This window comes from Marinobacter subterrani (genome assembly GCF_001045555.1).
Classification (GTDB): domain Bacteria; phylum Pseudomonadota; class Gammaproteobacteria; order Pseudomonadales; family Oleiphilaceae; genus Marinobacter; species Marinobacter subterrani.
In genome coordinates, this window is record NZ_LFBU01000002.1 from 914,566 (window position 1) to 929,433 (window position 14,868).

8 protein-coding genes, 2 tRNA genes, 3 rRNA genes and 1 pseudogene are annotated in these 14,868 nt (G+C 55.7%); 13 read left to right on the forward strand and 1 reads right to left on the reverse strand.

Going from position 1 to position 14,868, the window contains the following annotated elements; translation table 11 throughout:
- Positions 1 to 67: 67 nt before the first annotated feature.
- Positions 68 to 529: a DUF4124 domain-containing protein gene (locus tag msub_RS20105; RefSeq protein WP_048497875.1), complete on the reverse strand. Its 462-nt coding sequence runs from the start codon at positions 527 to 529 to the stop codon at positions 68 to 70.
- 520 nt (positions 530 to 1,049) lie between these two features.
- Between msub_RS20105 and msub_RS20110 the strand changes: the two genes are divergently transcribed.
- The 13 genes and pseudogenes from msub_RS20110 to rimI all read left to right on the forward strand — a co-directional run bounded on the left by msub_RS20110 (position 1,050) and on the right by rimI (position 14,794).
- Complete coding sequence (locus msub_RS20110) at positions 1,050 to 2,768, forward strand: acetolactate synthase 3 large subunit (protein ID WP_048497876.1); 1,719 nt, start codon at positions 1,050 to 1,052, stop codon at positions 2,766 to 2,768.
- A gap of 2 nt (positions 2,769 to 2,770) precedes the next feature.
- Positions 2,771 to 3,262, forward strand: a complete 492-nt coding sequence (ilvN, locus tag msub_RS20115) for an acetolactate synthase small subunit (protein ID WP_048497877.1) — start codon at positions 2,771 to 2,773, stop codon at positions 3,260 to 3,262.
- A gap of 64 nt (positions 3,263 to 3,326) precedes the next feature.
- Positions 3,327 to 4,343: a ketol-acid reductoisomerase gene (gene ilvC, locus msub_RS20120; protein ID WP_048497878.1), complete on the forward strand. Its 1,017-nt coding sequence runs from the start codon at positions 3,327 to 3,329 to the stop codon at positions 4,341 to 4,343.
- 89 nt (positions 4,344 to 4,432) lie between these two features.
- On the forward strand, positions 4,433 to 5,251 hold the full coding sequence (pssA, locus tag msub_RS20125; protein ID WP_048497879.1) for a CDP-diacylglycerol--serine O-phosphatidyltransferase: 819 nt from the start codon (positions 4,433 to 4,435) through the stop codon (positions 5,249 to 5,251).
- 256 nt (positions 5,252 to 5,507) lie between these two features.
- Positions 5,508 to 5,762, forward strand: a pseudogene (locus tag msub_RS22320) (molybdopterin-dependent oxidoreductase); the annotation flags it as partial.
- Between the two features lie 540 nt (positions 5,763 to 6,302).
- Positions 6,303 to 7,842 (forward strand): 16S ribosomal RNA (locus msub_RS20135).
- Between the two features lie 240 nt (positions 7,843 to 8,082).
- Positions 8,083 to 8,159: transfer RNA gene (locus tag msub_RS20140), tRNA-Ile, on the forward strand.
- A 121-nt stretch (positions 8,160 to 8,280) separates the two neighbouring features.
- Positions 8,281 to 8,356 (forward strand) — tRNA-Ala (locus msub_RS20145).
- Positions 8,357 to 8,674: 318 nt separating this feature from the next.
- Positions 8,675 to 11,566 (forward strand): 23S ribosomal RNA (locus msub_RS20150).
- 96 nt (positions 11,567 to 11,662) lie between these two features.
- A 5S ribosomal RNA gene (rrf, locus tag msub_RS20155) occupies positions 11,663 to 11,777 on the forward strand.
- Together the 16S, 23S and 5S rRNA genes with 2 tRNA genes alongside form the textbook arrangement of a ribosomal RNA operon.
- A 135-nt stretch (positions 11,778 to 11,912) precedes the next feature.
- Positions 11,913 to 13,463, forward strand: coding sequence for a 2-isopropylmalate synthase (locus msub_RS20160; RefSeq protein ID WP_048497881.1), 1,551 nt, complete (start codon positions 11,913 to 11,915; stop codon positions 13,461 to 13,463).
- Between the two features lie 36 nt (positions 13,464 to 13,499).
- Complete coding sequence (locus msub_RS20165; RefSeq protein ID WP_048497882.1) at positions 13,500 to 14,309, forward strand: hypothetical protein; 810 nt, start codon at positions 13,500 to 13,502, stop codon at positions 14,307 to 14,309.
- Positions 14,310 to 14,338: 29 nt separating this feature from the next.
- A complete protein-coding gene (gene rimI, locus msub_RS20170; protein WP_227506868.1) occupies positions 14,339 to 14,794 on the forward strand; it encodes a ribosomal protein S18-alanine N-acetyltransferase in 456 nt (151 codons plus the stop codon).
- The last annotated feature ends 74 nt before the right edge of the window (positions 14,795 to 14,868 follow it).

A 14,868-nucleotide genomic window follows, 5' to 3' on the forward strand; every position in this document is an offset into this window, starting at 1 on the left:
CCCGACCGAAACCGGGGTCAGATGAAAGTCTTCATCTGACCCCTTTTTACTGACCCCTTTTTAAGTCTTACTGTTCTGCTGGCCCGCAGTTCTCTTCGGCAATTCGCTCGAACTCTGCCCGTTTCTCGGCAATCTCTGCTTCGGACAGATAGCGCTGCTCGCCATTTTCCTCAACTCGGATGCGAGCGTTGCGGTCGATCACATCAAGGTTGGATTGCGCCGTGGCGCAATTGGCTTCCCGCTGTTTCCTGCGGGCTTCCTCTGCGGCCGTCTCCTGACGTTTCTCTGCTGCGCCGGCTTGCTGCTTCTGCATATCCTGCAGCCGTTCCTGTGGGCTCTGCCTGTTCCCGGCGGCTTCCGACGACGTGCCGGAGCGAACATTGATGGTCTCGGCCTTCGCCCCCATGGGCTGCCGATCACCAAAGTGGGTGACGCCGTTTTCGTCGGTCCATTTATAGACGGAGGCGCTCATGGCGACACCTGGTACTACGGCCAGTAATAAGGTCAGCGTCAGGGTTTTTCTGTTCATGGCTCTACTCGCGTATGTTCACTGCTCCCGGGCAGGCAGACAACCTGGATAAACCGGGCCCGTTTTTTCTGTTTTCATTATTGCCTATCATGCCACCAGCGATTGTCATTTTCTTCTGTCTGGTTCAAATCTTTGCGCCCTGCGCGCGCGCCGTATGGCAAACCTTCGGCCAGTATAGGCACAGAAACCTGCAGCGGCTATTGACAGGGAGTTTCCCGCTGTCAGAATTACCGATTGCCTGAAGACTGGGGTCAATACGGCAGGCAATCCCGAGCGAGTATCCCCCGTTAATCACCACACTGAACGCGCCGCGCATTGGTCGCGGGATGGTTGTTGCTTACGTGCAACCGTTGATTGGCCGTTCTCCGCAACCCTCAGGAGGGCGGCTGGCCAGGAGACAACCTCTTTACAAGGTGTGGAGGAGCAGCCGGTGCCGCTTTCAAAAGAAGCAGGGCAACCGTGAATCCAGGCAACCGGGATGTATCCCGGCTCATTCACTCGTAGAAGAGGGTAGAAAATCGTGGAGTTATTGTCTGGCGCCGATATGCTGATCCGGTCCCTTCAGGATGAAGGTATCGAATACATATACGGCTATCCGGGTGGTGCAGCCCTTCATATTTATGATGCGCTGTTCAGGCAGGACGCGGTCAAACATATTCTGGTAAGGCACGAGCAGGCGGCGGTCCATATGGCCGACGGTTATGCGCGGGCGACCGGAAAACCGGGTACTGTCCTGGTGACCTCGGGCCCTGGAGCCACCAACACCATCACCGGCATTGCCACCGCATTCATGGATTCCATTCCGATGGTGGTGCTGTGCGGCCAGGTTGCGTCAACTCTCATTGGAGAAGACGCCTTCCAGGAAACCGATATGATGGGCGTTTCCCGCCCTGTGGTTAAGCACAACTTCAGCGTTCGTCATCCCGAAGAAATTCCGGAAATTATCCGCAAGGCATACCATATCGCCGCCACCGGTCGCCCCGGCCCGGTTGTTGTGGATATCCCCAAGGATATGACCACGCCGAACGAGCGTTACGAGTACTCTTACCCCAGGAAGGTCAAGCTGCGCTCATACAACCCGGCCATTCGTGGCCACGCCGGCCAGATCAAGAAAGCCGTTGATATGATGCTGGCGGCAAAACGCCCGATTATCTACGCGGGCGGCGGTGTGATACTTGGCAAAGCCTCGGAGCAGTTAACCGAGCTTGTACGGATGCTGGGTTACCCGATCACCAATACGCTGATGGGCATTGGCTGTTATCCGGCCAGCGACAAGCAGCATCTTGGCTGGCTTGGCATGCACGGCACCTACGAAGCCAACATGGCCATGCACCATTCGGATCTGATCCTCTGTGTGGGTGCCCGCTTTGATGACCGGGTCACTAACGCCACCGAGAAATTCTGCCCGGGCGCGCGCATTATTCACATCGACATAGATCCGGCGTCTATCTCGAAAACCGTTGACGCAGATGTGCCCATCGTTGGGCCGGTGGATGCGGTGCTCAAGGAAATGCTGTCGCTGGTCAAGGAAGCCAGGGAAAAGCCCGACGCCGATGCCATTGCGTCCTGGTGGAAGCAGATCGACGAATGGCGGGCCTTCCATGGTATGCGCTACGAAACCAGCCCGGACGTCATCAAGCCCCAGGAAGTCATCGAGGCGCTTTGGCGGCTGACCAATGGTGACGCGTTTGTCACGTCCGATGTGGGGCAGCACCAGATGTTCGCGGCCCAGTACTACAAGTTTGACAAGCCCAATCGCTGGATCAACTCCGGTGGCCTGGGCACCATGGGCTTCGGTTTGCCGGCGGCCATGGGTGTCAAGCTGACTCATCCGGACAACGAGGTACTCTGCATCACGGGTGAAGGCAGTATCCAGATGAACATTCAGGAGCTGTCTACCTGCAAGCAGTACAACCTGCCGGTCAAGATCATCAACCTGAACAACCAGGCCCTGGGCATGGTGAAGCAGTGGCAGGACATGAACTACGAGTCCCGCCACTCCCAGTCCTACATGGAATCCCTGCCAGACTTCATCAAGCTGGCGGAAGCCTATGGCCACGTCGGGGTCCGGATTGACAAGAAGGAAGATCTGGAAACCAAGCTCAAGGAAGTGCTGGCCATGAAGGACAAGCTGGTGTTCGTGGATATCTATGTGGACCGGTTTGAGCACGTATACCCGATGCAGGTTGCCCGTGGCGCCATGAAGGATATGTGGCTCAGCAAGACGGAGAGGGTGTGATCATGCGTCGAATCATTTCTGTTTTGCTTGAAAACGAACCGGGCGCATTGTCCAGGGTAGTGGGCCTGTTCTCCCAGCGTAACTACAACATCGAAAGCCTTACTGTGGCGCCGACTGAGGATGAGACCTTGTCCCGTCTGACTGTCACCACCACAGGTTCTGACAAGGTCATCGAGCAGATTACCAAGCAGCTGAACAAGCTGATTGAGGTGGTGAAACTGGTGGATCTGACCGAGGGCGCCCACATCGAGCGTGAGCTGATGTTGGTGAAGCTGAAAGCCACCGGTTCCCAGCGTGCGGAGATCAAGCGTACGGTGGACATCTTCCGCGGCCAGATCGTCGATGTGACCAGCTCGGTTTACACCGTTCAGCTGGCAGGAGACAGCGAAAAGCTTGATGGCTTTATCCAGGCCATTGGCACCTCGGGTGTGCTGGAAGTGGTGCGTACCGGTGTATCCGGTATTGCCCGGGGCGAGAAGGTGCTCAGCCTTTAAAAATTTCAAACAGAGTTTGAACATCATGGCCCCTCGGGGCCATCACAAATAACAGAGGTTTCTCATGCAGGTTTATTACGATAAGGATTGTGATCTTTCCATCATCCAGGGCAAGAAAGTTGCCATCATCGGTTTTGGTTCCCAGGGCCACGCCCATGCGTGCAACCTGAAGGAATCCGGTGTTGATGTGACCGTTGGTCTGCGCCCGGGCTCATCGTCTATTGCCAAGGCGGAAGCTTACGGACTGAAGACCAGCGACGTACCTACTGCCGTTGCCGCAGCCGATGTTGTCATGGTTCTGACGCCGGACGAATTCCAGTCACAGCTTTACCGGGCCGAAATTGAGCCGAACCTGAAGCAGGGCGCGACTCTGGCCTTCGCCCACGGCTTTGCCATTCATTACAACCAGATCGTTCCGCGCAAGGATCTGGATGTCATCATGGTGGCTCCGAAGGCGCCGGGCCACACCGTGCGTACCGAGTTCACCCGCGGTGGTGGTATCCCTGACCTGATCGCCATTTTCCAGGACTCTTCCGGCAACGCCAAGAACCTGGCGCTTTCCTACGCCAGCGGTATCGGTGGCGGTCGCACCGGCATCATTGAAACCACCTTCAAAGACGAAACCGAAACGGATCTGTTCGGTGAGCAGGCGGTTCTGTGTGGCGGTACTGTCGAGCTGGTCAAGGCGGCGTTCGAAACGCTGGTGGATGGTGGGTACGAGCCGGAAATGGCGTACTTCGAGTGTCTGCACGAGCTGAAGCTGATTGTTGACCTCATGTACGAGGGCGGCATCGCCAACATGAACTACTCTATCTCCAACAACGCGGAGTACGGCGAGTATGTGACTGGCCCCGAGATCATCAACGAGCAGTCCCGTGAGGCCATGCGCAACGCACTGAAGCGCATCCAGAGCGGTGAGTATGCCAAGATGTTCATCTCCGAGGGCGCCCTGAACTACCCGTCCATGACTGCGCGTCGTCGCCAGAACGCTGCGCATGAAATCGAGATTGTGGGTGAGAAGCTGCGTGGCATGATGCCGTGGATCTCTGCCAACAAGATCGTTGATAAGGACAAAAACTGAGCGGAGATTCCGCCTGGTTTGAAAAACGCGGCCCGGGTGGCCGCGTTTTTCGTATATAATCCGCTCAAATGCTTTCCGGAGTAATGGGAATGACTGAAGAGAAAAAATCCGCCGGCGATACGCAGAACCCGGACTATGAAATTGAAGACGGAGAAGTGGTTGAGGAGGAACTGGTAGAAGGTGCGCCGGTCCGGCGCAAGGGTATCTACCTTCTGCCCAATGCGCTGACGACGGCATCCCTGTTTTCCGGGTTTTACGCCATTGTTTCGGCGGCAAACGGTGTCTTTGATAATGCCGCCATTGCGATTTTCGTCTCGATGATTCTGGATGGTCTGGACGGCCGTGTGGCCCGGATGACCAATACCCAGAGCAAGTTTGGTGAGGAATACGACAGCCTGGCCGATATGGTGGCCTTTGGTGTCGCTCCGGGCCTGGTTGCCTTTTTCTGGTCGCTGAATGGTCTCGACAAGGTGGGCTGGGCCATTACGTTCATCTATGTGGCGGGTGCTGCACTGCGACTGGCGCGGTTCAACACCCAGATCGGCTCTGTCGACAAGAAGTTTTTCGTGGGATTGCCCAGCCCGGCTGCGGCTGCCTGCGTTGCCGGTCTGGTCTGGTGCTTCCATCTCTTCGAGCCTTCCGTGTGGCTTACATTCCTTACCATGGTGGTCGTTGGGGGTGCTGGAGTAATGATGGTCAGCAACATCCTCTACCGCAGCTTCAAGGATCTCGACCTCCGCGGCCGGGTCCCTTTTGCCGCCATTCTGCTGGTGGTTTTGATCCTGGTAGTGATCGCGCTTGATCCCGCCACCGTACTCTTTAGCGGGTTCCTGATCTACGCGTTGTCCGGTCCCGTTCGTGCCCTGTTCCGTGGTAAGCCACGCAAAACCGAGGGTGCTGACAGCTAGAGTCTGGTTGCCCGGGCTTTCCAGGGGAAGCCCGGGGAATTCTCTCTTCAGTCTCCTGTGCCTTACACGGCTGGCGCTCCAGCGGAGACGATATATGTTCGTCAAGTAACGCCCATCCTGGATTTCGTTCCCATGCCGGGCTACTCCGCCGGCGAAGAGAAAACTCCGCTCACGGATGTTGCCCAATACAATAATTTCTATTAATTTGGCACGGGCAAGGGCGATCCTGCCCGGTGTGCCAATGAAATGACGGTCTATGGCGGTTGGTCTTTATGGGAAGACTCTGCCGGAACCGAATGGCGCGCCCATCCGGCTGGTTGTGCCCTTGAAGTATGGATTCTATGCCAACGTCAATCCAGAGGTTGATCACCCCCGGTGGAGCAAGAAGCGGGAGCGGCGGCTGCCCGCAGGACTGCTTTCTCCGAACTGGAGGGAAGCGGTCAAGTTCAACGGCCATGACGAGCAGGTAGCTCACCTTTATAAAGGCATGGATCTGAGGAAGTTCTATTGATGCCGGTTTCCCAGTGGTTCGGTCAGAGCCTGCTTCTGCTCGTTTTCCGGGTCCGGCGAATGCTGGGCTTGTTCGCGTTCTTTTACGCAGTGCTCCACGTCATGGCGTTTTTGCAGTTTATCCTCGGCTGTTTATTGGGCAGTTTGATCAGTGCCTGATCGATGGGGTAGGTGGAAACCGAAACCGCCATAAATTAATTCAAAAACCTCGTTGACAGTTTTTCTGACGTCTGTAGAATGCGCACCACTTCTGAGGGACAAGCCACTTACGGCGATATCCCGAAGACAAGCAACTGTTTGAAAGTATTCGAAAATTTGCAGCAGAAAATCTTCGAAATAAACGGTTGACAAGGCGGCGGAAGGATGTAGAATACGCCACCTTGATTGAGCAACGGCTCAAACGCTCTTTAAAAAGTTAACCAAGTAATTCGTGTGGGCGCTGGCCGAGGTATTTCGGATACGAAATATCAGGACAGTGACTCGTCGAAATTGAGTTTTGTCTTGAGCAAGAATAGAGGATCTTCGGATTCTTGTATGATTTAAACTGAAGAGTTTGATCATGGCTCAGATTGAACGCTGGCGGCAGGCTTAACACATGCAAGTCGAGCGGTAACAGGGGGTGCTTGCACCCTGCTGACGAGCGGCGGACGGGTGAGTAATGCATAGGAAACTGCCCAGTAGTGGGGGATAGCCCGGGGAAACCCGGATTAATACCGCGTACGCCCTTTGGGGGAAAGCAGGGGATCTTCGGACCTTGCGCTATTGGATGTGCCTATGTCGGATTAGCTAGTTGGTGGGGTAAAGGCCTACCAAGGCGACGATCCGTAGCTGGTCTGAGAGGATGATCAGCCACATCGGGACTGAGACACGGCCCGAACTCCTACGGGAGGCAGCAGTGGGGAATATTGGACAATGGGGGCAACCCTGATCCAGCCATGCCGCGTGTGTGAAGAAGGCTTTCGGGTTGTAAAGCACTTTCAGTGAGGAGGAAGGCTTTCAGATTAATACTCTGGAGGATTGACGTTACTCACAGAAGAAGCACCGGCTAACTCCGTGCCAGCAGCCGCGGTAATACGGAGGGTGCAAGCGTTAATCGGAATTACTGGGCGTAAAGCGCGCGTAGGTGGTTTGATAAGCGAGATGTGAAAGCCCCGGGCTTAACCTGGGAACGGCATTTCGAACTGTCAGGCTAGAGTGTGGTAGAGGGTAGTGGAATTTCCTGTGTAGCGGTGAAATGCGTAGATATAGGAAGGAACACCAGTGGCGAAGGCGGCTACCTGGACCAACACTGACACTGAGGTGCGAAAGCGTGGGGAGCAAACAGGATTAGATACCCTGGTAGTCCACGCCGTAAACGATGTCAACTAGCCGTTGGGACTCTTGAAGTCTTAGTGGCGCAGCTAACGCACTAAGTTGACCGCCTGGGGAGTACGGCCGCAAGGTTAAAACTCAAATGAATTGACGGGGGCCCGCACAAGCGGTGGAGCATGTGGTTTAATTCGACGCAACGCGAAGAACCTTACCTGGCCTTGACATGCAGAGAACTTTCCAGAGATGGATTGGTGCCTTCGGGAACTCTGACACAGGTGCTGCATGGCCGTCGTCAGCTCGTGTCGTGAGATGTTGGGTTAAGTCCCGTAACGAGCGCAACCCCTATCCCTAGTTGCTAGCAGTTCGGCTGAGAACTCTAGGGAGACTGCCGGTGACAAACCGGAGGAAGGTGGGGATGACGTCAGGTCATCATGGCCCTTACGGCCAGGGCTACACACGTGCTACAATGGCGCGCACAGAGGGCTGCAAACCCGCGAGGGGGAGCCAATCTCACAAAACGCGTCGTAGTCCGGATCGCAGTCTGCAACTCGACTGCGTGAAGTCGGAATCGCTAGTAATCGTGAATCAGAATGTCACGGTGAATACGTTCCCGGGCCTTGTACACACCGCCCGTCACACCATGGGAGTGGATTGCACCAGAAGTGGTTAGTCTAACCTTCGGGAGGACGATCACCACGGTGTGGTTCATGACTGGGGTGAAGTCGTAACAAGGTAGCCGTAGGGGAACCTGCGGCTGGATCACCTCCTTAAACGAAGCCGAATGCTTCGGTCAGAGTCCACACGAATTACTTGGTTGGCTAATAAAGAGAGCAAAAGGGTCTTTGCAGGCCCGATGGCTGCGACGCTTTAAAGTGAAGCAGGCATTAGCGCTGTAGATTGTGACAGCTGACAAGGCGCAGGCTGAGAGAGCGAGGGAGCGTACATAAGTACGTGACCGAGTGAACGAAGACTGCAACGCAGCTCAGGTGGCGCAAGATGCAGTGATAATTGGGTCTGTAGCTCAGGTGGTTAGAGCGCACCCCTGATAAGGGTGAGGTCGGTGGTTCAAGTCCACCCAGACCCACCAGAATTGCGTGGCTCGTCGTTGTGTCCGGACTTGCATAGCAGGCTATGCGGCGCCCAGACACGCCTAGATCCACACAATTCTATAGCTTAGGTTAAACGGCCTGGCTTGTGTGGAAGATCGAGGGGCCATAGCTCAGCTGGGAGAGCGCCTGCCTTGCACGCAGGAGGTCGGCGGTTCGATCCCGCCTGGCTCCACCAAAAGCCTGAACGATCGATGCTTACATAACTGACTAACTCCGGTTAGCAGTGTACAGAAACGAATGTTTCATGATGATGAAGCCTTCCTTTCTGATCACTGGGTCAGATTTGCTCTTTAACAAATTGGACGAGATAGAACACGATTGATGGATTCCATTATCTCCGGAATTCATTGATCAGAGTGATAACGATTTCAAGCGTTATCCGGTGTTGTCGTTGAAGTGGTTGTTATATCGCTTCAAGGAACTGTCTCCACTTATTTGCATCCTGGTTTACCAGGTTGTCGATAGATGGAACACAGTTGTCTTGGGGTTATATAGTCAAGCAACTAAGCGCATACGGTGGATGCCTTGGCAGTCAGAGGCGATGAAAGACGTGGAAGCCTGCGATAAGGCTCGGGGAGCTGGCAAACAAGCTGTGATCCGGGCATTTCTGAATGGGGAAACCCACCGACTTTCGGGTCGGTATCTTGCACTGAATACATAGGTGTAAGAGGCGAACCGGGGGAACTGAAACATCTAAGTACCCCGAGGAAAAGAAATCAACCGAGATTCCCTAAGTAGCGGCGAGCGAACGGGGACTAGCCCTTAAGCTGGACAACTGGTAGGAGAAGGCTCTGGAAAGTGCCGCCATAGTGGGTGATAGCCCCGTATCCGAAACCTGAGTCTGGTGAAATCGAGTAGGACGGGACACGTGGTATCCTGTCTGAACATGGGGGGACCATCCTCCAAGGCTAAATACTCCTGACTGACCGATAGTGAACCAGTACCGTGAGGGAAAGGCGAAAAGAACCCCTGTGAGGGGAGTGAAATAGATCCTGAAACCGTATGCGTACAAGCAGTCGGAGCGGACTTGTTCCGTGACGGCGTACCTTTTGTATAATGGGTCAGCGACTTATGTTCAGTGGCGAGGTTAACCGTTTAGGGGAGCCGTAGGGAAACCGAGTCTGAATAGGGCGATTTAGTCGCTGGGCATAGACCCGAAACCGGGCGATCTATCCATGAGCAGGTTGAAGGTTGAGTAACATCAACTGGAGGACCGAACCCACTGTCGTTGAAAAGCCAGGGGATGACTTGTGGATCGGAGTGAAAGGCTAATCAAGCCCGGAGATAGCTGGTTCTCCCCGAAAGCTATTTAGGTAGCGCCTCGGACGAATACCACAGGGGGTAGAGCACTGTTTCGGCTAGGGGGTCATCCCGACTTACCAACCCGATGCAAACTCCGAATACCTGTGAGTACTATCCGGGAGACACACGGCGGGTGCTAACGTCCGTCGTGAAGAGGGAAACAACCCAGACCGCCAGCTAAGGTCCCCAAGTACCAGTTAAGTGGGAAACGATGTGGGAAGGCTCAGACAGCTAGGAGGTTGGCTTAGAAGCAGCCATCCTTTAAAGAAAGCGTAATAGCTCACTAGTCGAGTCGGCCTGCGCGGAAGATGTAACGGGGCTCAAACTGGTCACCGAAGCTGCGGCTGCATACATTGTATGCGGGGTAGGGGAGCGTTCTGTAAGCCTGCGAAGGTGAGTTGAGAAGCTTGCTGGAGGTATCAGAAGTGCGAATGCTGACATGAGTAACGACAATGGGAGTGAAAAACTCCCACGCCGGAAGACCAAGGGTTCCTGCGCAACGCTAATCGGCGCAGGGTGAGTCGGCCCCTAAGGCGAGACCGAAAGGTGTAGTCGATGGGAAACGGGTTAATATTCCCGTACCTTGGATAGCTGCGATGGAGAGACGGAGAAGGCTAGGTGAGCCGGGCGACGGTTGTCCCGGTTTAAGCATGTAGGCAGTGGGGTTAGGCAAATCCGGTCCCACAATGCCGAGACGCGACGACGACTGCTCTTAGAGCGGGAAGTCATTGATGCCCTGCTTCCAGGAAAATCTTCTAAGCTTCAGGCTATTCGAGACCGTACCCCAAACCGACACAGGTGGTCAGGTAGAGAATACCAAGGCGCTTGAGAGAACTCGGGTAAAGGAACTAGGCAAAATGGTGCCGTAACTTCGGGAGAAGGCACGCCGGTATTACGTGAAGCCCCTGCGGGTGGAGCGGAAGCCGGTCGAAGATACCAGGCCCCTGCGACTGTTTATTAAAAACACAGCACTGTGCAAACACGAAAGTGGACGTATACGGTGTGACGCCTGCCCGGTGCCGGAAGGTTAATTGATGGGGTTAGCGCTTGCGCGAAGCTCTTGATCGAAGCCCCGGTAAACGGCGGCCGTAACTATAACGGTCCTAAGGTAGCGAAATTCCTTGTCGGGTAAGTTCCGACCTGCACGAATGGCGTAACGATGGGGGCGCTGTCTCTACCCGAGACTCAGTGAAATTGAAATCGCCGTGAAGATGCGGTGTATCCGCGGCTAGACGGAAAGACCCCGTGAACCTTTACTATAGCTTCACAGTGAACTTTGAGCATGTTTGTGTAGGATAGCTGGGAGGCTTTGAAGCGGCGACGCCAGTCGTCGTGGAGCCAACCTTGAAATACCAGCCTGACCTGTTTGAGGTTCTAACTTCGTCCCCTGATCGGGGATAAGGACACTGTGTGGTGGGTAGTTTGACTGGGGCGGTCTCCTCCCAAAGCGTAACGGAGGAGCACAAAGGTGGGCTAAGCATGGTCGGACATCATGCGGTTAGTGTAATGGCACAAGCCCGCTTAACTGCGAGACAGACACGTCGAGCAGGTACGAAAGTAGGTCATAGTGATCCGGTGGTTCTGTATGGAAGGGCCATCGCTCAACGGATAAAAGGTACTCCGGGGATAACAGGCTGATACCGCCCAAGAGTTCACATCGACGGCGGTGTTTGGCACCTCGATGTCGGCTCATCACATCCTGGGGCTGAAGCCGGTCCCAAGGGTATGGCTGTTCGCCATTTAAAGTGGTACGCGAGCTGGGTTTAGAACGTCGTGAGACAGTTCGGTCCCTATCTGCCGTGGACGTTGGAGATTTGAGGAAAGCTGCTCCTAGTACGAGAGGACCGGAGTGGACGAACCTCTGGTGTTCGGGTTGTCACGCCAGTGGCATTGCCCGGTAGCTATGTTCGGACAGGATAACCGCTGAAAGCATCTAAGCGGGAAGCCCCTTCCAAGATGAGATCTCCCTGGCCCCTCGAGGGCCCTGAAGAGCCGTTCAAGACCAGGACGTTGATAGGTCGGGTGTGTAAGCGCTGCGAGGCGTTGAGCTAACCGATACTAATTGCTCGTGCGGCTTGACTATATAACACCCAAGACAATTGCGGATAACGCAAGAGCCAAAAGCTCTGAAATCAACATCACACCGTTCCATCTCGTCCCCCAGTGATCAACCGTTTTGCCTGACGACCATAGCGGTCTGGAACCACCTGATCCCATCCCGAACTCAGAAGTGAAACAGACCAGCGCCGATGGTAGTGTGGCGTTGCCCATGTGAGAGTAGGTCATCGTCAGGCGCCTAATGCCTTAAACCCCAGCATCCTCGATGCTGGGGTTTTTTATTTTGGGTTCAGGATTCGCATCCTCACGGATCACCGCCCCGGTGATATACTCTCCCCATAGCGAATTTAATCTCTGAATGGAGCCTGCCCATGCCTGCAACTGATCATCTGGTCATCTTTGACACAACGCTCCGTGATGGCGAGCAGAGTCCGGGCGCCACCATGAACAAGGCGGAGAAGCTTCGTATTGCCAAGGCGCTGGAAAGGCTTCGTGTCGATGTCATCGAGGCGGGGTTTGCCATTGCCAGCCAGGGTGATTTTGAGGCGGTCAAATCCATTGCGGAGTCGATAAAAGATTCAACCATCTGTAGTCTCGCCCGCGCGCTCGATACAGACATCGATCGTGCCGCAGAGGCCATACGGCCTGCTGTGCGGGGCCGTATTCATACCTTTATTGCCACCTCCCCGATCCACATGAAATACAAGCTGCAGATGCAGCCTGACGAAGTTGTCGAGCAGGCTGTCCGGGCAGTCAAGAGGGCCCGAAGCCATGTCGACGACGTGGAGTTCTCCTGCGAAGACGCTGGCCGCTCGGAACTGGATTTCCTGTGCCGTATTATTGAGGCGGCCATAGATGCCGGTGCTCGCACCATCAATATCCCGGATACCGTGGGTTACGCCATACCCGAGCAGTTTGGTGAAACGATCCGCCAACTTCTGAACCGTATCCCCAATGCCGATAAAGCGATCTTTTCGGTGCATTGCCACAACGACCTGGGGTTGGCTGTGGCTAACTCCCTGGCAGCAGTGTCCCAGGGCGCCCGCCAGGTAGAGTGCACCATAAATGGCCTGGGCGAGCGAGCCGGAAACGCTGCGCTGGAAGAGATCGTGATGGCCGTTCGTACCCGCCAGGATCTGTTCCATATAGATACCCGAATTGACGCTGAGCATATCGTGCCGGCATCGCGTCTTGTGTCGACCATCACCGGTTTTCCCGTTCAGCCCAACAAGGCGATTGTGGGCGCCAACGCCTTTGCACATGAGTCCGGCATCCATCAGGACGGCGTCCTCAAGCATCGTGAGACCTATGAAATCATGAGTGCCCAGGATGTTGGCTGGCACACCAATAGCCTGGTGCTGGGTAAGCATTCCGGCCGGAATGCGTTCCGTACCCGGTTGCTTGAACTGGGAATCCAGTTTGAAACCGAGACAGAGCTGAATGAGGCGTTCACACGGTTTAAGGCACTTGCTGACCTGAAGCACGAGATTTTCGATGAAGACCTGCAGGCAATTGCCAGTGACACCCGCCAGAAAGAAGAGGATGGTCGGTACGGACTGGTCTGTATGCAGGTCTGTTCGGAAACCGGAGTGGTACCCAGAGCAACACTGACGCTGACGGTGGACGGCAAGGAACACAAGGTTGAAGCCGAAGGAAGTGGCCCGGTTGACGCCACGTTCAAGGCAATTGAATCCCTGGTGGATTCCGGCTGCAATCTTCAGCTTTACTCCGTCAACAATATCACCAGCGGAACGGATGCCCAGGGCGAGGTTACGGTGCGCCTTGCGCGTGGCGGCCGCATTGTAAATGGCGTCGGGGCCGATACGGATATCATCGCGGCGTCCGCCAAAGCCTATATTGAAGCCCTTAATCTGATCAGCAAGGGTGGCATTCGGCAGCATCCACAGGTGGCCGATGTTTGAGATACTCCAGTTTCCCGGGCAGTACAGGCGTGCTCAATGATTCGGGCTGAAGCTGAGAGACAGTTTTACCTCGGGGCGGCAGGTATACGCTTGTGGTATGCCAGGCAGTCGCTGCCGGGCGCCGCACCCAGCCCGGAATTTGAATTCCCATGCAAGGCTGCTGCTGAGGCTCCGCTGCCAACCTCCGAGCCGGCGGTCCGGCCCGGCGCGCATTCGGTTAGGGGCGGCCAGCCTGTAACGCCGGGCGGAGATCGTAATGACGGTGCCGCACGTATCGCCGATCTGCAGGCCCTGATGGAGGGTGGTCGCGCAGCTCGAGAAAGAGACGCCCGTGAGGCCCCGAAGCCCGGAGCTGCCATTACGGCCAGCCAGGATGCGCCGGAACCAGCTCCGGTAATCGAAGCAGCTGGCCCCGTGCAGGCAGGCGAAGTCGAGAAGGTCAGCCTGATGCTCTGGGCGGGCACCAATGTCGCCCTGATCGCCGACATGTCGGCCGATGCCAGTAACCGGCTTCAGGAAAATCTGGCGTTGAATATCCTCAAGAGCCTGGGCGAACAGGAAACTCCTGTCCTGGGTCGCATACGCTGGCCTGTGTTCAATAATCTTCTGGTTCCCGGCAATACCAGCGAAGACCTTGCCGAGTTGATGCAGAGTGTTCTGGCCGGGCTGAGTGGCCAGAAAGTCGTTGTGCTGGGCATCGAGACCGGATCCGGACACGACTGGCTGACCGAAGCACTGGGCCGTGATGCGGCGATCAGGTTCGAACACTCCCTCGCACAACTTGCCGGCAATCCCGCCCTGAAGCGCTCGCTCTGGCATCAGCTCAAGCCTCTGGCGGGCCAGTGATGCCCTGTCCGGACCTCTACCGAAGGGTGATGGCGACTGATCTTCTTGTCCGGCCGCTGTCTCCGGCGGACCTTCCGTCGGTATTGGATATTGAGCGTCAGGGCTACTCCTATCCATGGAGCGAAGCGGTATTTCTTGACTGTTTCAAGGACAGTTATCGCCTCTGGGCCGTCTGCCATGGTGAATTTCTTGCAGGGTATGCGGTTGTCGCCTATATGGTCGATGAAGCACACCTCCTGAATATCTGCACGCACCCCCAGGTGCGCGGCAAGGGTATTGGCCGGCAGCTTCTCAGGCATCTGCTGTCGGCCGCCTCCCGCGAGGGCATGTCAAAGCTTTTGCTGGAGGTGAGAGCCAGCAATGAAGCGGCCATTGGCCTATATGAAGTCGAGGGATTCCGGGAAATCGGTCGTCGCCCCGGGTACTATCCGGCGGCCAGTGGTCGGGAGGATGCCCGGGTGATGGCTCTCGGGCTCGGCCGGTAACCGGCACCGGCTGTGTTCGCGTAACCGCCGCTTAAGCCCTATAATAGCGGCCTTTTCCAGCACATCAGATTCAG